This window comes from Hydrogenophaga sp. R2, assembly GCF_049843595.1.
GTDB lineage: Bacteria > Pseudomonadota > Gammaproteobacteria > Burkholderiales > Burkholderiaceae_C > Hydrogenophaga.
In genome coordinates this window covers 428,571-449,480 of record NZ_JBBHZN010000001.1, presented here as the reverse complement: position 1 = coordinate 449,480, position 20,910 = coordinate 428,571, and the positions used below count along the sequence as shown (strand labels likewise).

Sequence of the window (20,910 nt, the reverse complement as noted above, 5' to 3'; positions counted from 1 at the left end):
CCGTGGCGGCTGGTGAAGGCGTGGATGTGGAAATCGATCTGCGCCGGTTCGGCGCTGGTCAGGCATGCCGGTGTGCAACCTGGGGCGGGCTGGTTCATGGGGATGCTCCATTCAGGACCCTGGCACCGGCGCATCCTCCGGTTGAGGGATGCGTGAGATGCGGGGGTGGCGCATTACGCGCGTGCCGCCTCCGGGAAGTCATGACGAAAAGCTCTTGATTGCATCCCGTCGGTCGAACGGCAAAGCCGTCCGGTCACGGCCGGTTCGCGCAGGCTTCCTATACTTCCCCCGGCATGACCCTTCCTCCGCTTCCCTCGCCCGGTGCCGCACCGCTGTCGGTGGTGCTGTTCCACCTGGCGAACGACGACACCCGTGACCGCGTGGCCATCGGCGATCTGCTGGCAGCCCTGGGCGACCGTGCGCTCGGCGCGCTGATGTTCGTGTTCGCGGCGCCCAACATCTTTCCGGTGCCGCCGGGCGTGTCCACGGTGCTGGGGGCGCCTTTGCTGTTCCTGTCGCTGCAGCTGATGCTGGGGCTCAAGCCCTGGCTGCCTCGCGTGGTGGCCCGGCGTTCCATTGCGCGGGACGATCTGGCCGCCCTGGTGCGGCGGGTGCTGCCCTGGCTGCAGAAGGCCGAGCGGCTGCTGCGGCCGCGCTGGCGTTTCATGGTGCGCCCGCCGCTGGAGAACGTGGCCGGCCTGGTGTGCCTGTTGCTGGCCGTGGTGCTGATGCTGCCGGTGCCGCTGGGCAACACGCTGCCGGCACTCGCCATTGCGCTGATGGCACTGGGCGTGCTGGAGCGCGACGGCCTGTGGATGCTGGCGGGCTGGCTGGGTGCGGCCGTGGCCTCGGCGGTGGTGTCCGGCGTGGTGTGGGCCATGATCCAGGCCGGGCTGGCGCTGCTGGCCCGCATGACCTGAACCACCATCAACCCGCGCATGAACCCCGCCCCCATCAGCCGCCGAGAAGCCTTCCTGTTCTGGCTCAAGCTGGGCTTCGTGAGCTTTGGCGGGCCGGCCGGGCAGATCGCCATCATGCATGCCGAGCTGGTGGAGCGGCGCCGCTGGATCAGCGAGAACCGTTTTCTGCATGCCCTCAACTACTGCATGCTGCTGCCCGGCCCCGAAGCCCAGCAGCTGGCCACCTACATCGGCTGGCTGATGCACCGCACCTGGGGCGGGCTGGTGGCGGGTGCACTGTTCGTGCTGCCGTCGCTGTTCATCCTGATGGCACTCAGCTGGGTGTACCTGCGCTTCGGTCACACACCGCTGGTGGCCGGCCTGTTCTACGGCATCAAGCCGGCGGTGGTGGCCATCGTGCTGCACGCGGCGCACCGCATCGGCACGCGGGCCCTGAAGAACCGCTGGATGGTGCTGATTGCCGCGCTGGCCTTTGCGGCGCTGACCTTTCTGGACACGCCCTTCCCTGCCATCGTGGCGGCAGCCGCCCTGGCCGGCTGGGTGGGCTCGCGGTTGGCGCCCGGCGTGTTCACGCCGTCGGCCGCGGGCCATGCGGCCAGCGGGGAGCCGCACGCGCCAGCCGTGATCGACGACCACACCCCCACGCCGTCCCACGCGCGCTTCAGCCGCGCCGGCCTGATGCGGGTGCTGGCCTGGGGCCTGGGGCTGTGGGTGCTGGTGATGGGAGCCCTGGTGGCCACCCAGGGCTGGCAGGCCACGCTGGCCCAGATGGGGCTGTTCTTCAGCAAGGCCGCGCTGCTCACCTTCGGCGGCGCCTATGCGGTGCTGCCCTATGTGTACCAGGGCGCGGTGGAGCACTTCGGCTGGCTCACCGGCCCGCAGATGATCGACGGCCTGGCGCTGGGCGAGACCACGCCGGGCCCGCTGATCATGGTGGTGGCCTTCGTGGGCTTCGTGGGCGGCTGGCAGCAGGCGGTGCTGGGGCCGGACGCGCTGCTGGCCGGCGCCATGCTGGCCGCCTGCGTGGTGACCTTCTTCACTTTCCTGCCGTCGTTCGTGTTCATCCTGGCCGGTGGCCCGCTGGTGGAGGCCACGCACGGCAAGCTGGGCTTCACCGCGCCGCTGAGCGCCATCACCGCGGCGGTGGTGGGCGTCGTCCTCAACCTGGCGGTGTTCTTCGCACAGCATGTGGTGTGGCCCCGGGGCTGGAGCGGCCCGGTGGACGCCGTGGCCGGCGCGCTGGTGCTGCTGGCGGCACTCGCCCTGTTCCGCTTCAAGACCGGCGTGATGACGCTGATCGCCACCAGCGCCGTGGCCGGCCTGCTGATCACCCAGGCCCTGCCCGGTCTGATCGGACACTGAGGCCCGCCATGCCCGCCAACTACGCCCGCTTCCTGCTCAACCGCGAACGCACCCACGCGGCCAACCGGCAGCTGGGCTGGGCGCTGGCCTTCGTGGCCGGGGCCATGAACGCGGGCGGCTTCCTGGCGGTGCAGCAGTACACCTCGCACGTCACCGGCAGCCTGTCCATGCTGGCCGACCAGCTGGCCCTGGGGCAGATGGGGCTGGTGGTGGACGCCACGGTGAGCGTGCTGGCGTTCCTGGTGGGGGCCGTGGTCAGTTCGGTGCTGATCCTGGAAGCCCGTCGCCGCCGGCTGGCCAGCGAGTACGCGCTGCCGCTGCTGCTGGAGGCTGCGCTCATCCTGCTGTTCGGTCTGGCCGGCTCGCAGCTGTCGCGGTACGAGGGCCTGCTGGTGCCCTTCACCGTGGTGCTGCTGTGCTTCATGATGGGCCTGCAGAACGCGGTGGTCACCAAGCTGTCGGGCGCGGTCATCCGCACCACGCACATGACCGGCGTGGTCACCGATCTGGGCATCGAGATCGGGCGTGCCCTGCAGAGCCGGCGCACCCCCGCCGAGGGCGAAGTGCCGGTGCGCACCGACCGCCAGCGCATGGTGGTGCTGGGCGGGTTGCTGCTGGCCTTCATGGCCGGTGCGGTGGCCGGGGCCTTCGGCTTCAAGTCGGTGGGCTATGTGTTCACCGTGCCGCTGGCCCTGGTGCTGGCCGCGCTGGCTGCGGTGCCCGCGCTGGACGATCTGCGGCGCTGACCCGCGTGGTGCCGGCGGGCGCCATGTCACCAAGGTGATGCATCGGCCCGGGTGGGCCGGGTCTTCCCGCTTGGCAGACTCCGTAAGCATGCACACAATGCGCGGCGTGTCATGGCACCCACCCACCGGTCGGGGTCATGGCATGCCCCATCCATAACGACACCGGAGACACGCCATGCATTCCTCCTTTGCCCGCCGCCCGGCCCTGCTGGCCGCCGCTGCTGCCCTGGCCCTGGCCGGCTGCGCCCAGACCACCGTGGCGCCCCAGGCCGCCACCCCTGCTGCCGCCCCCGCCGCACCCGCCGCTGCCGCGCCGGCCCCGCAACCTGCCTGGAAGCAGGGCATGCCCGCCAGCATGGCCAGCTCCACCCTGGCCCCGCTGGCCGGCAAGCTCACCGTCACGCCGGCCGACCAGATTCCGCTGGACCGCGCCAAGCTGCCCCCGGGCTTCAAGGCCGAGATCTGGGCCACCGGCCTGCCCGGCGGCCGTGCCATGGCCATGGCCGACAACGGCAAGATCTATGTGGGCACGCGCGGGATCGGCCGCGTGTACGAAGTCACCGACAACGGCAGCTCGCGCAGCGTGCGTGTGGTGGTCGACAAGCTCAACCAGCCCGCCGGCGTGGCCTGGAACAAGGGCTCGCTGTACGTGATGGCCATCGACAAGGTGCTGCGCTATGACGGCATCACCACCAACCCGGCTGCTGCCCCGGTGGACATGACCGCCGCCTTCAAGCTGCCCAAGGAACAGCACCACAACTGGAAGTACATCGCCTTCGGTCCAGACGGCAAGCTGTATGTGCCCTTCGGCGCGCCCTGCAACATCTGCGAACTGCCCAGCCCCGAGTACGCCCAGATCCGCCGCTACAACCCCGACGGCAGCGGCATGGAAGTGGTGGCCACCGGCGTGCGCAACACGGTCGGCTTCGACTGGCACCCCACCACCAAGGAACTGTGGTTCAGCAACCATGGCCGCGACTGGATGGGCGACGACATGCCCAACGACACCCTGCACCGCATGCAGAAGGTCGGCCTGAACTACGGTTTCCCTTACTGCCATGAGGGCAAGCTGCCCGACACCGACGTGAAGAAGGCCAACGCCTGCACCGGCGTGGAGCAGCCCGTGGCGCTGATGGGCCCGCACGCCGCCAGCATGGGCGTGATGTTCTACACCGGCACCATGTTCCCGCCCGAGTACCGTGGCGCGCTGTTCAACGCCCGCAAGGGATCGTGGAACCGCACCACCAAGACCGGCTTCGACGTGGTGGTGGTCAAGGCCGGTGCCGATGGCCGCAACGCCAAGGTCGAGCCCTTCATGACCGGCTTCATGAACCCGGCCGACCAGACCTTCTGGGGCCGCCCGGCGTACCTGGCGCAAATGAAGGACGGCTCGGTGCTGGTGTCGGACGAACAGCTCGGCGCCATCTACCGCATCAGCTACAGCAAGTGATGGCGCTCCTGTCCTCGCTGACGCGCACGCTGGCCACCCTGGCGGTGGCCGGCACCGTGTCCGCTGCCCATGCGCAGACGCTCTCGCCCGACCTGCAGGCCCGCCTGCAGACCTGCGCCGCCTGCCATGGCGCGGGCGGGCAGTCGGTGCTGCCCAACATCCCCTCGCTGGCCGGACAGCCGCGCGTCTTCCTGGAGAACCAGCTGGTGGTCATCCGCGAAGGCCTGCGCGACATCCCGGCCATGAAGGGCCTGCTGGATGGCGTGAGCGATGCCGACCTGACCGCCATGGCTGGCTACTTCGCATCCACCCCCGTCAAGCCGGTGCCCGGTGCGAAGGACGCAGCCCGCTTCGCGCGGGGCCAGCAGGTGGCCGACGGCAGCCGCTGCGCCAGCTGCCACCTGCCCAGCTACGCCGGGCGCGAACAGATGCCGCGCCTGGCCGGCCAGCGCGAGGACTACCTGCTGCACTCCATGCGGCAGTTCCAGCGCAACCAGGCCGTGGGGCGCGACACCATCATGGCCGCCTCGCTCTATGGCATTGCCGACGAGGACGTGGCCGCCATGGCGCACTACTTTGCGCACCTGGCGCCCTGACCAGCGTGACCGCCGTGCTCGCTGAGGCACCCGCCTCAGCGCAGCACCCAGGCCGCCGCGGCCTCCACCACCGCGGCATCCAGACCCGCAAAACCATGGTGACCTGCTGCCTCGCAGGGGTCGCCCCGGTTGATGCCACCGTCGAACCACAGCAGCTCGCTGCGCGGGGCCGAGCCCAGCGCCGCCAGCAAGGCGGGTGCGCGCTCGGGTGCGCAGTGCGAGCAGCCGTCCTGCCGGTGGTGCACCAGCAGCACCGGTACTTTCAACCGATCGAGCGGCATGGCCGGCACGGCGCGGCCCTGCGGGTCGGTGAGGATGGTGGCCGTCAGCACCAGACCGTCCGGCCCGCGCGGCGGCGGCAGCTCGGTGCCCACATACCCGGCCGACTGCGTGCCCCGGCTGGTGCCCACCAGCCACACCGGGCCGGGTGACCGTGCCCGCAGCCAGGCCACCAGCGCCTCGATGTCGGCCAGGTGCTCCGGCTTCTGCCGCTGCCCCGACAGGAAGGGCGGCGACTGCCGGTCCGACGGCGCGTCGGGCACCAGCACATTCAGCCCCGCTGCCGCCCAGCGCGCCCGCGTACGCACCACAAAGTTGCCACCGCCCCAGCCGATGCGGCCGTCGCTGCCCAGCTGCAGACCGCCATGCCCGCCGGCCAGCAGGATGACCGAGGCACGTGCCTCGGGGCTGGCCAGGTGCAGGGCCCGCACCGTCACGCCCGGCCGCGTGGGCACGTCCACCACCGCCTCGGTGGGCTGCGCCAGCGCGGCCCCGGCCAGCACCAGGCCCGACACCATTCCCAGCGCCACCCGCCAGGGGCGCCATCCCGTTGTTCGCAGCGTGTTCATGCATGCCCTCCTGCGGGGGATTGTGGTGCCGGCCCCGCCTGAGGTTTCCCCGGTTGACACGGCAGCCCCCTGCCGCAAAGGTGGCGGATGGCCCAACCCCGGGAGACAACCATGCATGCCAGCCAGCGCCAGCACATCGCCACCGTCATGGAAGTGGCGGCCGACGGCGCCGGTGCGCGGGCGGCCGCACGGCACGAACAGGTCATCCGCGACTCGTGGCTGCGTTGCGTGCACGAGCACCGGCTCGACCCCACCCGCATGCAGGAGGCCGTCATCCTGCCGCAGGCCCGGCTGCGCGAGCACCAGGACCAGATGGAGGCCTTCCTGCACATCGCCCGCCACGGCCTGCAGACCCTCTACAGCACCGTGGCCGGCCTGGGCTATGTGGTGCTGCTGACCGACGCGCGCGGCATCACGGTGGACTTTCTGGGCGATCTGGTGTTCGAGCCCAGCCTGCGCAAGGCCGGCCTGTACCTGGGCGCCGACTGGAGCGAACAGCACGCCGGCACCTGCGGCGTGGGCACCTGCATCAGCACCGGGCAGGCCCTCACGGTGCACCTGGACGACCACTTCGACGCCACCCACATCCCGCTCACCTGCACCACCGCCCCGGTGTTCGACAGCGAAGGCCGGCTGAGCGCCGTGCTCGACATCTCGCAGCTCAGCTCCAGCCAGCCCAAGGAGAGCCAGCACCTGGCCCTGCAGCTGGTGAAGAGCGTGGCGCACGACATCGAGAACGCCGCCTTCCTGCACCGCCACCGCCCGCACTGGGTGCTGCGCCTGTCCAGCGCGCCGCAGTTCCTGGACGTGCAGCCCGAGTACCTGCTGGCGCTGGACGACAACGGCCGCGTGGTGGGCCACAACCGCCGCGCCCAGCTCGCCCTGCAACGGCCCGACGGCAGCGCGCTGCTGGGCCGGCATTTCGACAGCCTGTTCGACCTGGGCTTCGACCAGATCGGCCGCTTCGTGCCGGGCCGCCCCGGCGACCAGCGCGCCGTCATGCGCAGCGGCGGCAGCGAACTGCTGTTCCTCTCGGCCACACCGCCGCCGCCCCGCCCCGGCCCCAGTGCCGAGCGGTCCGCCGCCAGCGTGCCCGCGCCCCTGGCGGCCCTCAGCGGTGGCGACGCCGTGCTCGACCGCCAGATCGAGCGCGTGGCCAAGCTGGTCAACACGCCCATCAGCCTGCTCATCACCGGCGAGACCGGTTCGGGCAAGGAGTACTTTGCCAAGGCGGTGCATGCCGCCAGCGAACGCCGCCACCGGCCCTTCGTGGCGGTGAACTGCGCCGCCATCCCCGAAAGCCTGATCGAGAGCGAACTGTTCGGCCACCTGCCCGGCAGCTTCTCGGGTGCCGGCCCCAAGGGCAAGCGCGGGCTCATCCAGGAGGCCGATGGCGGCACCCTGTTCCTGGACGAGATCGGCGACATGCCGCTGCCCCTGCAGGCCCGGCTGCTGCGCGTGCTGTCCGAACGCGAGGTGCTGCCGGTGGGTGCCACGCGCGCGGTGCCGGTGAACATCCGCGTCATGGCCGCCACGCATGCGCCGCTGGAGGCCCTGGTGCGCGCCGGGCGCTTCCGCGACGACCTGTACTACCGGCTCAATGGCGCGCACATTGCCCTGCCCCCACTGCGCGAGCGCAGCGACCTCGGCCCCATGATCGACCGGCTGCTGGGCGACATGCCCGGCCGTGCGTCCCGCCGCTGCAGCCTGGATGCCCAGGCCCGCGCCCGCCTGCTGGCCCACCCCTGGCCGGGCAACCTGCGCGAACTGCGCAACGTGCTCGACTACGCCGCCAGCGTCTGCGCCGACGGCCGCATCGGCCTGGACGACCTGCCCGAACTGCGCAGCGCCGACGCCCCCACCCGCCCGGCATCCAGCCTGCCCGCGGGCGCCGAGCCCGACTGGCTGCAGGCCCTGCGCGAGCACCACTGGAACGTGAGCGAAGTGGCACGCCAGCTCGGCCTCTCACGCATGACGCTGTACCGCCGCATGCAGCGCGCCGGCGTGGTGCCCCCCAACCGGGCCGGCTGACACCCCATGCACGTCCCGACCCGCACGTGACCGGCGCCTACCTGCAAGGACTGGCCCTGAGCCTGGGCCTGATCGTGGCCATCGGCGCGCAGAACGCCTTCGTGCTGCGGCAAGGCCTCAAGCGCGAACACGTGGGCAGCGTGGTGCTGCTGTGCGCCGTGTGCGATGCGGTGCTGATCGCGGCCGGCGTGTTCGGCATGGCCCAGGCCCTGGGCAACAGCCCCGGCCTGGCGCGCGCCCTGGCCGGCGTGGGCGCCGCGTTCCTGGCCTGGTACGGCTGGCGCGCCTGGGCCCGTGTGTGGCAGCCCGATGCCTTGCGGGCCGGTAGCGACACCACCGGCAGCAGCCGCAGCGCCGTGCTGGCCCAGGCCGCCGCCTTCACCCTGCTCAACCCGCATGTCTACCTGGACACGGTGCTGCTGGTGGGCAGCATCGGCGCGCAGCAGCCCGCCGCCCTGCGCGGCTGGTTCGTGGCCGGCGCCTGCACCGCCAGTGCGGTGTGGTTCGGTGCGCTGGGCTTTGGCGCGCGCTGGCTGGCACCGCGGTTCGAGCACCCGCGTGCCTGGCAATGGCTGGACGCCATCATCGGCACCACCATGTGGGTGCTGGCGGGCTTGATGCTGCGGCAGGCGGTGGCGGGCTGGTAAGCCGCGCCTGGCTCAGTCGGCGGCCGGCAAGCGCACCTGCACCCTCAGGCCGCTGGGGAATGCGGGTGCGTCCTCCAGCCGCAGCTCACCCCCATAGAGCCCCACCAGATCGGCCACGATGGCCAGCCCCAGACCGCTGCCGGGCACCGATTCATCCAGCCGTGCGCCCCGCGCCAGCAGGGCCTGGCGGGCGTGCGGCGGTATGCCGGGCCCGTCGTCGGTGATGGTCAGCCACAGGTCGCGGCCTTCGCGGCGTGCCTCCAGCCGCACCACGGTGGTGGCCCACTGCAGCGCGTTGTCCAGCAGGTTGCCCAACAGGTCGGTCAGGTCTTCGGGCTCGCCGGCAAACACCAGGCCCTCGGGTGCGGCCAGCTCCAGTGCCAGGCCCCGGCGCAGCGCCTGGGGCCGCAGCACCAGACCCAGATCGTCCAGCACCGCCCCCACCGCCACCCGGCGCAAACCCGGCGTGGCCGGGCCGGCCGCCCGTGCCCGTTGCAAGTGCCAGCGCACCGAACGGTCCATGCGCTCCAGCAGCGGCGCGTCGGCCGGGGAGGCCCGGTTGCGCAGCACCGCCAGCGGCGTCTTGAGGGCATGGGCCAGGTTGCCCACATGCGCCCGGGCCCGCTGCACCGTGCGCTGGTTGGTCTCGATCAGGCCGTTCACCTCGTCGGCCACCGGCTCCAGTTCGCGCACCGCCGGGCGCGGCAGCGACCCGGTCTGACCGGCCGACAGCCGGGCCAGATCCGCCTGCAAGGCGCGCAGGCCCCGCAGCCCCCAGCCCACCCCCAGCCACTGGCCTGCCAGCAGCACCAGCCCCAGGACCGCCAGCGCCAGCGCCAGCGGGCGGGTGGCGGTGCGGGCGGCGTCCACCTGTTCCTGCGCCGGCATGGCCACCGTCACCAGCAGTTCGCGGCCGTCGCCCGGCGCAGTGAAGTCCAGCGCCAGCCGGTCCAGCACGCGGCCCTGCGCGTCGGCACCGCGCCCTTGCGGCCCCAGATCGGCCGACAGCAGCGAGGGCGACCGCGCCAGCACCGACGTGCCGTCGCTCACCTGCCAGCTCCAGGCCGAGCCGGGTCGCTCGAAACGCGGATCGGCCGGGGCCGGGTCGATGGTGAAACGGCCCGTGGCGTCGAACCCGGCACCGGCCATCACCGCCTGCGCGATGGCGGTTTTTTCAGCGTCGAAACGCTGCTCGACAAAGCGCTCCAGAATGCCGGCGATCAACCACCAGGCCAGCAGCAGTGCCGTCAGCGTGAGCGCTGCCGTGCCGGCCAGCAGCCGGGCGCGCAGGGAAGCCAGGGCCGGCCGCTTCATGGGGCACCGCCATCGAGCAGACGGTAACCCTCGCCGCGCACCGTCTCGATGCGGCCTTCGCCCAGCTTGCGGCGCAGCCGGCCCATCACCACCTCCAGCGAGCGGAAGCCGCGGTCGGCATCGCCGTCGTACATCTGCTCGACCATGTCGGTGCGGGACACCGTGCGTCCCTTGTGCAGCAGCAGCAAGCGCAGCAGGCGCGACTCGAACGCGGTCAGCCGCAGCGCCAGGCCGTCGAGCGTGATGACGCCGGTGGCCGTGTCCAGCACCAGCGGGCCGGCCCGCACCTCACCGCCCGCGTGGCCGGCAGCGCGGCGGATCAGCACCTGCAGCCGCAGCACCAGCTCTTCGAGCCGGAACGGCTTGGTGAGGTAATCGTCCGCACCGGCCTTGAAGGCCGCCACCTTGTCGCCCCAGGCGTCGCGGGCCGTGAGGATGAGCACCGGGTGGTTGTGGCCGGCGGCACGCCAGCGCTGCAGCACCTCCACCCCGCCCAGGCCCGGCAGGCCCAGGTCCAGCACCACGGCGGCATACCGCTCGGTGCTGCCCAGAAACTCGCCCTGCGTGCCGTCGTGTGCCCGGTCCACCACAAAGCCGGCCTGCTCCAGCGTGGCCGACACCTGGGCGCAGAGTTCGGCGTCGTCCTCGACCACCAGCAGCTTCATCGGGTGCCCCCGGCCGGTTTGAGCGCGGCCTCCTGGCCCACACCGTGCACCTCGTCGAACTGGCAGCCTGGCGCCAGCTTGATGCGCAGCACCGCCCGCGCCGGCGTGAGCCAGCGCACCTCCCACAACCGCTCGCGGGCCAGCCACTGCACCGCCAGGGCCTCGCCCTGGTAGCGCGCGGCCACACAGGCCAGCGCGGCCTCGGGCGTGGACGGGGCGGCGGAGGAAGCGGCGCGGGAGCCCGGCTGGGCCAGTGCTGCGCCGGCCCACAACGCAGCCGCCAGCAGCCAGGCCCCCCGGAACAGAGGTGGTGCATGCATGCGCGCGACTCTACCCGCCGCACCGCAACGGAAACGCAATGGCCCGTGGCAACGCCATTGCGGTGTGCGCCGCCACAGTGCGGGCCGTGGACAGCGCCCAGGGCCCCGAGCCCGCAGCAAAGCCCACGGCCGTTGAGGCCCGGTTGAGCCGGGCCGATGCACAGTACCCACCACGCAGCCACCGGCTGCACCCGATCCGGAGATCGCCACATGACCCCCAAACGCCACCGCCTCACCACCCTTGCCCTGGCCGCCAGCCTGGCTGCGGCCCTGGGCGCCGTGACCCTGGCCCAGGCCCAGCCCGCCAGCCCGGCCACGCCGTCCACCCCGGTGACCGCAGCGACCGCGCCCTACGCCCCCGCCGCCATGCTGCCCGCCGCCCTGCAGGGGCTGGGCCTGACCGAGCTGCACCAGCGCACCGACCGCAAGGACGGCGACACCGTCTGGTCGGCCCGCACCCGCGAAGGCAACTGGCTGCGCATCGAGACCGACAGCGCTGGCCGCCTGGAAGACATCAAGGCCAGCGAAGGCCAGAGCCTCAGCCCTGCCCTGCTGACGCGCCTGCTGCCCCCGGCCGTGGCCCAGTCCAGCCGCCGCAGCGAACTGGCCCAGGTCACGGAGCTCGACTTCGACGACGACGGCGAGGTCGAGCTCAAGGGCCGCGACGCGCAAGGCACGCACACCCAGCTCGAATTCGGCGCCGACGGCCTCATGACCGAACTCAAGCGCGAGCGGTGGGAAACCCGGCGCTGGGCCGCCCCTGCCGTGCAGGAACGCCTGCAGCAGGCCGGCTACCGCGACATCGGCTGGCTGCACCTGGGCGGCAAGCACGCCGAAGCCGAAGCCACCAACCGGTTCGGCGAACGCGTGTCGGTGCGCCTGAACGACCGTGGGCAGATCGACCGCGAGCGGCGCCTGGTGGCCGTGAACTGAGGGTCGACACCCTCAGTGCGCCGGCCGGGCCAGCCGCCGGCTGGCGCGCGAGATGGCGTAGTTGACCGCGCAGTACAGCACGGCCACCACCAGGTACACCGGCACCAGGGTGTTGTGGTTGGCCACCAGCACGCGGGCGTTCTGCAGCAGCTCGCCGTAGGTGACCACATAGCCGAAGGTGGTGTCCTTCACCACGATCACCAGCTGCGCCACCAGCGCCGGCACGATGAAGCGCAGCGCCTGCGGGAACACGATGTGCCGGAACACCTGGACCTGCGTCATGCCCAGGCTGCGCGCCGCGTCGGCCTGGCCGCGCGGCACGGCCAGCACACCGGCGCGGTACACCTCGGCCACCACGGCCGCGGTGCTCAGGCCCACCGGCAGGGTCAGCATCCAGTAGGTGCTGAGGCGGATGCCCAGCTGCGGCAGCACCAGAAAACACACATAGATGAGCAGCAGCGTGGGCGTGCCGCGCAGCAGCTCGATGACGGCCACCGTGGGCCAGCGCACCACGCGGGGCTGCGCCATGCGGCCCAGCAGCAGCACCAGGCCCAGGCCCAGCGCAATGACCGCCGCCATGGCCGCCGAGGCCAGCGTGCCCAGCAGACCCTGGGCCAGAAACGCCCAGGTGCTGCCCTGGGTGAACAGCTGCCACAGCCGCGCATCCAGCTGCCCCGCCTGCTGGAACCCCGCCACCACCCCGGCCGCCAGCACCACCAGGGCCACGGCGGCGAGTGCACTCAGCACGCGCGCCGTGGTGCGCGCCTGCGGGCTGGGCGCACCGAACAGAACGTCTTCGAGCGGGCGGTTCATCGCAGGATCCGCAGGCGTTTGTCCAGCGTGGCGCCGGCCCATGCAATCAACAGGCCGCTGGCCACGTACAGCGCGGCGGCCACGCCGAAGGCCGCCATGCCGGCGGCCGAGTCGGTGGCGATCTTGGACACCAGCGCGGTCAGCTCACGCCCCGGCAGCGGCACCTGCGAGGCCAGCGAGGTGGACAGCATCAACGCGATCAGCAGCGAGGTGAGCGGCTGCACCACCGAACGCAGCGCCTGCGGCAGCACCACCGCCAGCACCACCTGCGCCGGCCGCATGCCCAGGCTGAGCGCGGCCTGCGCCTGGCCACCCGGCACGGTGTTGATGCCGGTGCGCACATAGTCGGCCGTGAAGGCCGAACACACCAGCATGAGCGTGAGCACCACGCTGGGCTCGTAATCGATCAGCACGTTCAGGTCGGGCAGCGCAAACACGATGAACACCAGCAGCGCCACGCTGGGGATGTTGCGGAACACCTCCACATACAGCGTGAGAGCGGCCCGCAGCGGCGGCAGCGGCAACAGCCGCAGCAGCGCCACCACCGTGCCCAGCAGCACGCCGGGCACAAAGGCCATGAAGGTGAGCTTCCAGGTCAGGCCCAGCGCCTGCACAAAGGCAGGGCCGTGCTCGGCCAGCAGCGGCGCCAGTTCGGTCACGGGTCAGGGGACCGTGGTCAGGGAATGGCCGGCGGCGTGGGCACGGCCGTGCTGCCGGTGCGCTGGCCGATGGTCAGCGTCCAGAGCTTGGCCCAGGTGCCGTCGGCCTGCACCTTCTTCAAAAAGGCGTTCACAAAGGCCACCCCGTCCGACCCCTTGGGCAGCCCGATGCCGTAGGCGTCCTGCGCGCCAAAGGGCGCACCGGCCAGCCGGGCCTCGGCGCCGCCCAGGCTCAGGGTGTTGAGCAGCAGGGTGTGATCGGTGACGTAGGCCTCCACCCGGCCCTGGCGCAGGGCGTTCAGGGCCTCCTGGTGGGTCTGGAATTCCTGCACGGTGGCCTTGGGTGCGAACTGCGCCAGGATGGCCGGGCCGGTGGAGCCCGCCTGCGTGGCCACCCGCTTGCCCGCCAGATCGGTGGTCGACTGGATGGCCGTGTTGCTGGCCTTCACCAGCACCCCCGCCTGCGAACTGAAGTACGGCCCGGCAAACGACACCTTCTCGGCCCGGGCCGGGGTGATGGAGTAGGTGGCCAGCACCACGTCCACCTGGTTGTTGATGAGCACCTGCTCCCGCGTGGACGACGTCACCTGCGTGAACTGCACCTTGGCCGCATCGCCCAGGATGTAGCGGGCCAGCATCTGCGCCAGCCCCGCGTCAAAGCCGCGCAGACGGCCGTCTTTTTCGTTCAGCAGCGAGAACAGGTTGGACGTCTGCGTGCCCCCCAGCCGCAGCGTGCCGGCCTGCCGGATCTTGCTGGCCCAGGGGCTGGCGGCGATGGTGGCTGCATCGGCCACCGGGCCCTGGGCCACCAGGGCATCGAAGGCCGGGGCGTTGAGGGGTGCGCCCTGGGCAAAGACCGGGGCAGCCGCCACCAGGGCGAATGCGAGGGCGGCAGATTGGAAGAGGGAGGAGATCGGCATGGGAAGGCCCTGAGACAGACGGCGGAGCTCGATATATAGCAGTTCACCGTCGAGCGGATGAACGCGAGACATTCATCACCAAATTGTGACGAAAGCGCGGTATCCCCATCCTCCACTGTGCCCGCCTTCGCATGAACGCCCTCCGCTCTGTCGCCACCGCACTCACCCCCGCCAGGACCCTGGCCCACCGCATGGGCACGGCCTTGCGCTCGATGCCCCGACCCCGGATCGACACCCGCCTGGCGGCAGAAGCGCTGGGCCAGATCAAGACCGGCATCCGCACCGCGGTCAGCCAGGTCACCCGGGCCGGCACGCCACCGGCGGCACCCACGCCCACCGACGCCAGCGCCTCGCCCACAGCACGGCTGAATGCCTACCGTGCACTCGCCCGACTGGCCGGAGAACCGCTGCACAGCCACGGGCTGCCCCCCGCGCTGCAGATTCCGTCTGCGAAGGAACTGGCCGACAACCTGTGGAACTCCGGCGTCACCCGGCTCGCCCGAACCGGCCGCTTGCTCGACCAACTGCTGCAACTCTCCCAACAACTGGCCCACGCACTCGATGAGCCCGAGGTACAGACCGGACTGACACCCGCCCAGGCGATGGGCTTCATCCAGCAGGTGCGACACATCGTGGCGGTCGCTCAGACCATCAACACCGAGAACGCTGACACCTGGTACGGCTACAGCACGCACCTTCGGCTGTGGATGGACCGGCTGATTGACAGCGGAAACACCCTGATGGCCGAAACCAGGCAGAACAGGCAACTGCAGTTCCAGCCGACCAACGAGGAACGGCAGTTCGAAGAGGACCGCTCCTCCCGCGATGTGGCAACGCGAACCACCCAACGGACCCGCTCGAAAGCCGCGCCCCAGCACGACCGTCGCGCCCGTTTCGCCCAGACCCGTACCAAGAAGCAGGACCTGTCCATCTCGTCCACCTCGTCTTCCTCGGAGTCGGAGGGCCTGCTCGATTTCTCCGGCATCAAGCAGTGCGAGGGGCCCCACACGTCCAGGACGATCTACGACTTCATCGAGGCCTTCAACCCGATCATCAATACCATCGACGAGCAGGAGTCACAGGCCTTCGACAACAGCCCCGGATCCAAGGACTGGTGCGATGCGGTGGCTGCCGTCATCCAGGAGCTGCATGCGCTGAGACGGTTGCTGACCGAGCATGGCCGGCGCCATGCGAAGAGCGCCCACCCTGACGACGCCCTGCTTGGCTGGTTCGATCAAAAGATCGACGACGTTCTCGCCGCAGGCCGATCGTGGGTGGCCCAGGCCCAACGGCATGCCCAGGAGATGCAGGCAGCGGGCTACCACTTCAAGCAACCGGTCTCGACCTGACCACCCGCGCCGTCCGACCGGCATCAGGCCTTCGGGTCGGGCCCGTAGCTGTTGCTGCCGGTGTCGCCGGCGCGGACCATCCACACCAGCAGCACCAGCGGGCCAATGAGCGGCACAAAGTTCAGCAACTGCCACCAGCCCGACTTGTCCCGGTCGTGCAGGCGGCGGGTGGTGACCGCCAGGTAGGGCAGCAAGGTGCCCAGGATGTACAGCCCGGTGAGCAGCCCCATGCCGGCATCGGCCGACCAGAAACCCAAGGCCCGGTCGACCACGGTGAGCGCCACCAGCGCCACCAGATAGAACAGCACGAACCACCAGTACTCGGCCCGCCGGGCGCGGCCCGAGAAGGTGGCGTACTGCTTCAATACATGAATGAACCACTGCATGGAATCTCCCTGAGGTTGTTGTGATGCGGGAGGGATGATGCCGCAGCCTATGCGCGGGGCTGTGACATGGGCGCGTCAGCAGCCCACCCCCTGCGCCCGCAACCGCCGCACCCGGCACGGCGCCTCCGGCACATCCACACCCGCATCAGCCGCCTGCTGCGCCACCAGCGCAGCGGTGTTGTCGGCCACCAGGGCCATGGCGTGCAGGGCCTGGTCCAGCAGCTCGGGGTTGCGCAGAAAGTCGGGCGACTCGCGCGCCTGGCGCACCAGGGTGCACAGCGCCGACACACAGTCCAGCCCCTCCTGCGACAACGCGGCCAGACTGGCCACCACGGCGGCATGCGGGATGGGCGGGGGAACGGGGGTGGACATGGGAACAACTCCAAAAGGCAACAAAGGCCCCACACCGGCGAGGTAGCCGGGCATCGAAGGGGGTCAGGGGGTGGCCTTTTGCGAGCCGAGGGGATTGTGGGACTGGCTGCGGGGCAAGTCTTGATGAGACCGTGACGACTTGGCGGCTCAGGGGCATAAGTAATCACTGAACGTCTCAGATCGAGTGATCTGCCCGGTAGGCATTGCAAGCAACAGCGAACTGTGTCGACGAAGGCTTCCCGAATGTGCGGACGGTATCCTCACGTACATGAGTAGCGCCCAGGTTTTTGATGCCGTCGTTTACCGGATCACCTATCCCAACGGAAAGATCTATGTCGGACAGGACCGGACCAACAGCATCAACTACTTTGGCAGCGCATCCTCTGCATTGATCGCTGCCGATTTCCCCCCCGAACAGCGACAGAGCTTCACGGTCACGCGAGACATCCTCTGGCACTCACCGGCGGCGACTCGGGCAGAGATCAACCGCATGGAGGTTCACTTCATTCTTGCCCTCCGGGCGAATGATCCGGTGGTGGGCTACAACCGATGGCCCGTGTTTGCGGGCTAAGGCACTTGCGGGGTTACCCGTTTTAAGTTTGTCTTGGCAATCCGGGCGGCCGCTTCAGGCTGAGTGCAGTCATTCGCGTTCGACGGGCTGAGCGACTGCTTCGGTCATGACCAGGCAATCGACGAATGTCTCGTCATTGGTTCATGGTACGAGCCTGACCCCACCTCCTTAGGTCACGAGTTCCTGGAGGAAGTCCGTGAGCGCAGTCTTCGGATCGTCCTCATCGGACACGATCATTTCAATTCCCCAGTGCCTGAGAACTTCTTCGGCCGCCGGGTTCGGGCGGTTGGTGAAGACGTATGACTTGGGTCTTACAGAGGCCAGTGGCGACTTTCCCCACATCTCGGTCAAGCGATAGAACAGTAGCCGGATATTGAAGTCCGTAAGGCTGTAGCCGATGAAGAGGACGGAGTTGCTCAGCACGTCGTTGCGGAGCTTGATGTCCAGCGGCGTGTCGAAGTTCAGCCGCTGGTAGTAGCTGGTCTCGTCGAGGACGATTGACTCGTCGGCTGCGAAGTCACCATGGAACTTGATGATCTGCCGGTGACCATCCCTAACAGCGACCATGTCCGCTACGCTGGCAATCCTGTCGTACTTCACGCCAAATTCGGCGTGGGCTATCTCAACCCACCGGTCGTAATTTGTGGTGTAGATCCGCGAGAAGTTGCCCATGGCGATCAGCCGGTGAATATCTGACGCCTTGATATCCGTGGAGGGCTTGTGCCATTCGCGGTCCATCCAACTCCGCAGCTCGCCGAGTCCACCTCTCTTCTTCTTGTAGAACTCAGCTAGGGTCTGATAGTTTCCGTAGGTGGCAAACACCGCCGGATCGTAGCCCAGCTCCTTAGCAATCTGCGCAATCAGTTGGCTCCAACTCGGCAAACCAAGGTTTGCGGACACTCCGGCACCGACAAACAGCATCAGCTTTCCGCTGCTATAGGCTTCGAGAAGTTCAGTTCTCATGCCGGGACTTTCAAAGTATTGAGGTGAGCGGCAAACCTGTCCAGCGCTAGGCGGCGCATGGATATGTCGTCCTTTTGAGTACCCATTTCGGCAAAAGTCTTTGTGTAGCCATCAGGGATGAACACGCAGTCCCACTGGAAGTCCTCCGGCCCAACAGGTGCGCGCGGAACAGTACCCTTGATTGCACCTTCGAAAAGGTGCATCTGGCGACCGTCGCAGTACCCAAGTACAGTCTTTGCGGTGACCTTGTCGTCACCCAGAGCGGCTACGAGGTCGGCGAAGCGCCTGGCTTCCAATCGGTCCCAAAAGATCTGGGTCAGTCCTGCGGGAAGGTCGTTCAGTCCACTGAGATACAGACCTGTGTGTTCGACGAACAGAGGGCGGCCGATCTCGTGGAACGCCTTGATCAGCTTGTCCCGCACAAGTGCGTGAACGTCCTGTGTCTGCAGTTCCTCAATCTTTCTGGATACCGGCACGATGTCCACGCCGACCGGGCCGAGGATGCGCTGTACTTCTTTGATCTTGTGCTCGTTGCCGGACATGAATCGAATCTTCAATTCAGACACTCCATGAATGAAAAGTGCTTGGCGATTTCGTACTGCTGCTGCATGTCGCAGATAGACAGGCCTTCGGCCATGGCGGCAGCTTGGTCGTCGGCCAGGCCGTGTTGGTGGATCGCTGGGTTGTCGGAGCAGATCACGAACGGCACACCTCGGCGCCGGAACTCCTGCAGTGGATGGGCCTCATCGCGGGGAACGGCCCCCGTCAGCCGATTGCTGATTGGGCACACTTCGACGCAGATTTCCTCGGCAGCCAGCAGGTCCATCAAATCTGGGTCTTTGCCGGCGGCCGTGCCGTGGCCGATCCGATCAGCATGGAAGAGCTTTACTGCCGCTCGTACGTTCTCCACGCGACCAGTCTCTCCAGCGTGGATCGTGATGCCGAAGCCGTACCGGTCCTTAGCCTCACGAATCATCGCGGGCAGTTCAGCCGAGTAGGGCGTCTCTTCATCCCCCGCAAGGTCGAGCCCCACAACATCCTTGGGCCGTCCGATGTCCTCGTAGGCCTGCAAGAGGGTGCAGAGATTGGAGGCGCCGTAGTCGCCCCGTGTCACGGTGAGGATCAAGCCCCGTCGGATACCGTATTGCTGAGCCGCCCTGCCTGTCGACTCGATAAGGCGTTCCAATGCCTGCGCCGGCGTGCAGTTCTGAAGTCCGGTCAAGTACAGGACGCTGCTGCGGAGCTCCACGAAACGAACGGAGTTCTCTGCCAGGCTCATAAAAACAGCATGGGCGAGGCGGTCAAGGTTCGCACGCTTCTTAGGGAACAGCCGCAGCAACTGCCACGGCGTGAGGTACTCAGAGAGTGATTTGCACGGGGTAAGGCGGGTAATGTCCCGCTCGAGATCGAACCCGGCCGGAAACGAGGTTGCTTCGTCGGCAATGATCTCCTGAATGGTCGACAGCGGAACAGCGCCGTTCAAATGTACGTGTAGTTCCCCCCGATCAAGCACGTGTGCTTGCGCTCCGCCGTCATCGAGGTCGTCGGCCACGCCCAAGAGGCCGGGTAGATCAAGTTGCCGCTGATTCAATCTCTGTCCCTGAAGGTTGGCTTAGGTCTCGTCTATTTGTGATGCTAGCGCGATACCCGCAGTACGCGTCTTCTCAGAGACCCGCAATGGCACTCGCGATCCATTCGAGTTCGTTCGGTCTGAACCATCGCAAGCGTGCGGCTGGGGGCCGCCCGAAACCTTGGAGCTAGAAAACTGATGACCTGCAAGCCACTTAATACTCAGCGGTGCGTTCGGAGAAAAAGCCGGTCTAGGGTGACGGCGTCCGTTGCGGCGTTGTGCTCGATGTGCCTGGAGCTGCGCGCGCCCAGCTATCTAGCGCTGCCCTCACGCAATGCGTTCAACCAAGCGCGGACGTGGTCCCCGTTATTGAACCTATCCTGGAACAGGACGCGTCTGCGGTCGACAACCTCGGCCCAACTACGATCTGCAGCGTCCAGTGATGCTTCAGCTGCGGCCGGGCTGCCGTGCCAAACGGCTTCCATGTTGCTCGCCCATCTCAGGTATTGCATCCAAGACAACTTTAGCCAAGGTGTGCCGGCACCGCCGCGGATGATCTGTAGTATGCGTGCCTCGGAGGGGTTGTCGGACATGTCCCGACCTTCGAACCATCCGTGCCGCAGCAACAACGCGACGTCCGCTTCGCGCAATCGAGCCATCAGCGGCCCTTCGTTCCAGTACGCGACCTGGCGTCCCCCGGGTTCTTCCTCCTGCCATCGCCCAGGAGAGAAGCGCCGCAGGTTCATGAACTTGCCAGTCGAGATGTCGGTCGCACCGGCGTGCTTCCAAAGGACCAGGTCATGGCTCACAAAGGCGACGTGCACCCGCATCTCCGCGGAGAGAAGGCGAATCAGGTGTACAGCTGTTGGTATGCCTGCGCCATCTCTGAGCGGCTCTCGAGGCTGCACGTCCTCATTGAGGAACGTTAAGTAGATTCGCTCGCAGGAGCTGCGCGAGAGGATCGAAGCAATGGCCATCGCTCGGGCGGGGTTCGCGAGGTCGCGAAGGCTCACGATGGCTGTCAGCATCGTTTCGACGCCATGCCCGTCTGCGTGGCGCTTGGTGGCATCGGCGACCTCAACCATCAGGGAGTAGTAGTCGTCCGTAAAGGCTCTTGGGAACAGAGCCGGGGAGCAGACCACGTCCACGCTAAGTTGAGCACCTTGCTCAACAACCTCCCGACCACGCTGACTCCACCACCCCGCGTCAGCGTGATCGGCTGTTGCAAAGTCAGCCGAGAAGTAGGCCCATTGGTCCATCTTGCCTTTGTCGACCGCTGGGTTGTACATCTGCGGGTCAAGGATGACCTCGAGCTCATCGCGCAGATCGCCAAGGCGCGCGAGACGCGCTTGGACGTCTGTCGGCCCGTCGTTGACAGGGCTGAGGACCAGCCCCGCGTACGAGCCGATGTCCCGTTCCTCAAGGAGATTCCACGAATCGTGACCGAACTGCAGGTAGGACGCCATTGGTTCCTC

23 protein-coding genes are annotated in these 20,910 nt (G+C 68.5%); 10 read left to right on the top strand and 13 right to left on the bottom strand.

All coding sequences use genetic code 11. From position 1 onward, the window contains the following. The first annotated feature begins 293 nt into the window (after positions 1-293). The 5 genes from WD026_RS02200 to WD026_RS02180 all read left to right on the top strand — a co-directional run bounded on the left by WD026_RS02200 (position 294) and on the right by WD026_RS02180 (position 5,074). Positions 294-920, top strand: a complete 627-nt coding sequence (locus tag WD026_RS02200) for an exopolysaccharide biosynthesis protein (protein ID WP_425722025.1) — start codon at positions 294-296, stop codon at positions 918-920. An 18-nt stretch (positions 921-938) separates the two neighbouring features. Then, on the top strand, positions 939-2,282 hold the full coding sequence (chrA, locus tag WD026_RS02195) for a chromate efflux transporter (protein ID WP_425722024.1): 1,344 nt from the start codon (positions 939-941) through the stop codon (positions 2,280-2,282). Between the two features lie 8 nt (positions 2,283-2,290). After that, positions 2,291-3,028, top strand: coding sequence for a YoaK family protein (locus tag WD026_RS02190; protein WP_425722023.1), 738 nt, complete (start codon positions 2,291-2,293; stop codon positions 3,026-3,028). A 175-nt stretch (positions 3,029-3,203) separates the two neighbouring features. Further along, the gene (locus WD026_RS02185) at positions 3,204-4,478 is read left to right on the top strand and encodes a PQQ-dependent sugar dehydrogenase (RefSeq protein ID WP_425722022.1); all 1,275 of its coding nucleotides are present in this window, start codon (positions 3,204-3,206) and stop codon (positions 4,476-4,478) included. After that, positions 4,478-5,074, top strand: a complete 597-nt coding sequence (locus tag WD026_RS02180) for a c-type cytochrome (protein WP_425722021.1) — start codon at positions 4,478-4,480, stop codon at positions 5,072-5,074. The genes WD026_RS02185 and WD026_RS02180 overlap by 1 nt, the downstream gene beginning before the upstream one ends. A 35-nt stretch (positions 5,075-5,109) precedes the next feature. On the opposite strand, the gene WD026_RS02175 is transcribed toward WD026_RS02180, so the two are convergent. Continuing rightward, complete coding sequence (locus WD026_RS02175) at positions 5,110-5,922, bottom strand: alpha/beta hydrolase (protein WP_425722020.1); 813 nt, start codon at positions 5,920-5,922, stop codon at positions 5,110-5,112. Between the two features lie 111 nt (positions 5,923-6,033). Between WD026_RS02175 and WD026_RS02170 the strand changes: the two genes are divergently transcribed. Together WD026_RS02170 and WD026_RS02165 are read left to right on the top strand one after the other, a co-directional pair. Beyond that, complete coding sequence (locus WD026_RS02170) at positions 6,034-7,953, top strand: sigma-54-dependent Fis family transcriptional regulator (RefSeq protein WP_425722019.1); 1,920 nt, start codon at positions 6,034-6,036, stop codon at positions 7,951-7,953. 26 nt (positions 7,954-7,979) lie between these two features. Further along, on the top strand, positions 7,980-8,600 hold the full coding sequence (locus WD026_RS02165) for a LysE/ArgO family amino acid transporter (RefSeq protein ID WP_425722018.1): 621 nt from the start codon (positions 7,980-7,982) through the stop codon (positions 8,598-8,600). A 12-nt stretch (positions 8,601-8,612) separates the two neighbouring features. On the opposite strand, the gene WD026_RS02160 is transcribed toward WD026_RS02165, so the two are convergent. From WD026_RS02160 to WD026_RS02150, 3 genes are read right to left on the bottom strand one after another with little or no spacing between them, the layout of a single operon-like run. Further along, a complete protein-coding gene (locus tag WD026_RS02160; protein ID WP_425722017.1) occupies positions 8,613-9,914 on the bottom strand; it encodes a sensor histidine kinase in 1,302 nt (433 codons plus the stop codon). Then, complete coding sequence (locus WD026_RS02155) at positions 9,911-10,579, bottom strand: response regulator (protein WP_425722016.1); 669 nt, start codon at positions 10,577-10,579, stop codon at positions 9,911-9,913. Before WD026_RS02155 ends, WD026_RS02160 begins: the two co-directional genes overlap by 4 nt. Continuing rightward, on the bottom strand, positions 10,576-10,899 hold the full coding sequence (locus tag WD026_RS02150) for a hypothetical protein (protein ID WP_425722015.1): 324 nt from the start codon (positions 10,897-10,899) through the stop codon (positions 10,576-10,578). The genes WD026_RS02155 and WD026_RS02150 overlap by 4 nt, the downstream gene beginning before the upstream one ends. A gap of 210 nt (positions 10,900-11,109) precedes the next feature. On the opposite strand from WD026_RS02150, the gene WD026_RS02145 reads away from it, so the two are divergent. Continuing rightward, positions 11,110-11,832, top strand: a complete 723-nt coding sequence (locus WD026_RS02145) for a hypothetical protein (protein ID WP_425722014.1) — start codon at positions 11,110-11,112, stop codon at positions 11,830-11,832. A gap of 12 nt (positions 11,833-11,844) precedes the next feature. Here the strand turns inward: WD026_RS02145 and WD026_RS02140 are convergent, their stop codons facing one another. Genes WD026_RS02140 through WD026_RS02130 form a run of 3 tightly spaced genes read right to left on the bottom strand, consistent with a single transcriptional unit; the run spans position 11,845 to position 14,224 of the window. Then, positions 11,845-12,645: an amino acid ABC transporter permease gene (locus WD026_RS02140; protein ID WP_425722013.1), complete on the bottom strand. Its 801-nt coding sequence runs from the start codon at positions 12,643-12,645 to the stop codon at positions 11,845-11,847. Continuing rightward, entirely contained in the window at positions 12,642-13,304 is a 663-nt protein-coding gene (locus WD026_RS02135) for an amino acid ABC transporter permease (RefSeq protein ID WP_425722012.1), read from the bottom strand. Before WD026_RS02135 ends, WD026_RS02140 begins: the two co-directional genes overlap by 4 nt. Before the next feature lie 17 nt (positions 13,305-13,321). Then, positions 13,322-14,224: a glutamate ABC transporter substrate-binding protein gene (locus tag WD026_RS02130; RefSeq protein WP_425722011.1), complete on the bottom strand. Its 903-nt coding sequence runs from the start codon at positions 14,222-14,224 to the stop codon at positions 13,322-13,324. A gap of 131 nt (positions 14,225-14,355) precedes the next feature. On the opposite strand from WD026_RS02130, the gene WD026_RS02125 reads away from it, so the two are divergent. Continuing rightward, complete coding sequence (locus WD026_RS02125; protein ID WP_425722010.1) at positions 14,356-15,573, top strand: hypothetical protein; 1,218 nt, start codon at positions 14,356-14,358, stop codon at positions 15,571-15,573. Positions 15,574-15,596: 23 nt separating this feature from the next. Here the strand turns inward: WD026_RS02125 and WD026_RS02120 are convergent, their stop codons facing one another. Then, positions 15,597-15,959 (bottom strand): DUF805 domain-containing protein, encoded by a 363-nt coding sequence (locus WD026_RS02120; protein WP_425722009.1) that lies wholly within the window; start codon positions 15,957-15,959, stop codon positions 15,597-15,599. A gap of 75 nt (positions 15,960-16,034) precedes the next feature. Beyond that, positions 16,035-16,331 (bottom strand): hypothetical protein, encoded by a 297-nt coding sequence (locus WD026_RS02115; protein ID WP_425722008.1) that lies wholly within the window; start codon positions 16,329-16,331, stop codon positions 16,035-16,037. A 268-nt stretch (positions 16,332-16,599) separates the two neighbouring features. On the opposite strand from WD026_RS02115, the gene WD026_RS02110 reads away from it, so the two are divergent. Continuing rightward, positions 16,600-16,902 (top strand): GIY-YIG nuclease family protein, encoded by a 303-nt coding sequence (locus WD026_RS02110; RefSeq protein WP_425722007.1) that lies wholly within the window; start codon positions 16,600-16,602, stop codon positions 16,900-16,902. Between the two features lie 168 nt (positions 16,903-17,070). Here WD026_RS02110 and WD026_RS02105 read toward each other — a convergent pair whose 3' ends face one another. From WD026_RS02105 to WD026_RS02090, 4 genes are all read right to left on the bottom strand, one after another. Further along, positions 17,071-17,865 (bottom strand): SIR2 family protein, encoded by a 795-nt coding sequence (locus WD026_RS02105; protein WP_425722006.1) that lies wholly within the window; start codon positions 17,863-17,865, stop codon positions 17,071-17,073. Continuing rightward, positions 17,862-18,407, bottom strand: coding sequence for a non-canonical purine NTP pyrophosphatase (locus tag WD026_RS02100; RefSeq protein ID WP_425722005.1), 546 nt, complete (start codon positions 18,405-18,407; stop codon positions 17,862-17,864). The genes WD026_RS02105 and WD026_RS02100 overlap by 4 nt, the downstream gene beginning before the upstream one ends. Positions 18,408-18,418: 11 nt before the next feature. Further along, on the bottom strand, positions 18,419-19,417 hold the full coding sequence (locus WD026_RS02095) for an adenosine deaminase (protein ID WP_425722004.1): 999 nt from the start codon (positions 19,415-19,417) through the stop codon (positions 18,419-18,421). Between the two features lie 329 nt (positions 19,418-19,746). Further along, positions 19,747-20,901 (bottom strand): hypothetical protein, encoded by a 1,155-nt coding sequence (locus tag WD026_RS02090; protein ID WP_425722003.1) that lies wholly within the window; start codon positions 20,899-20,901, stop codon positions 19,747-19,749. Between the last annotated feature and the right edge of the window lie 9 nt (positions 20,902-20,910).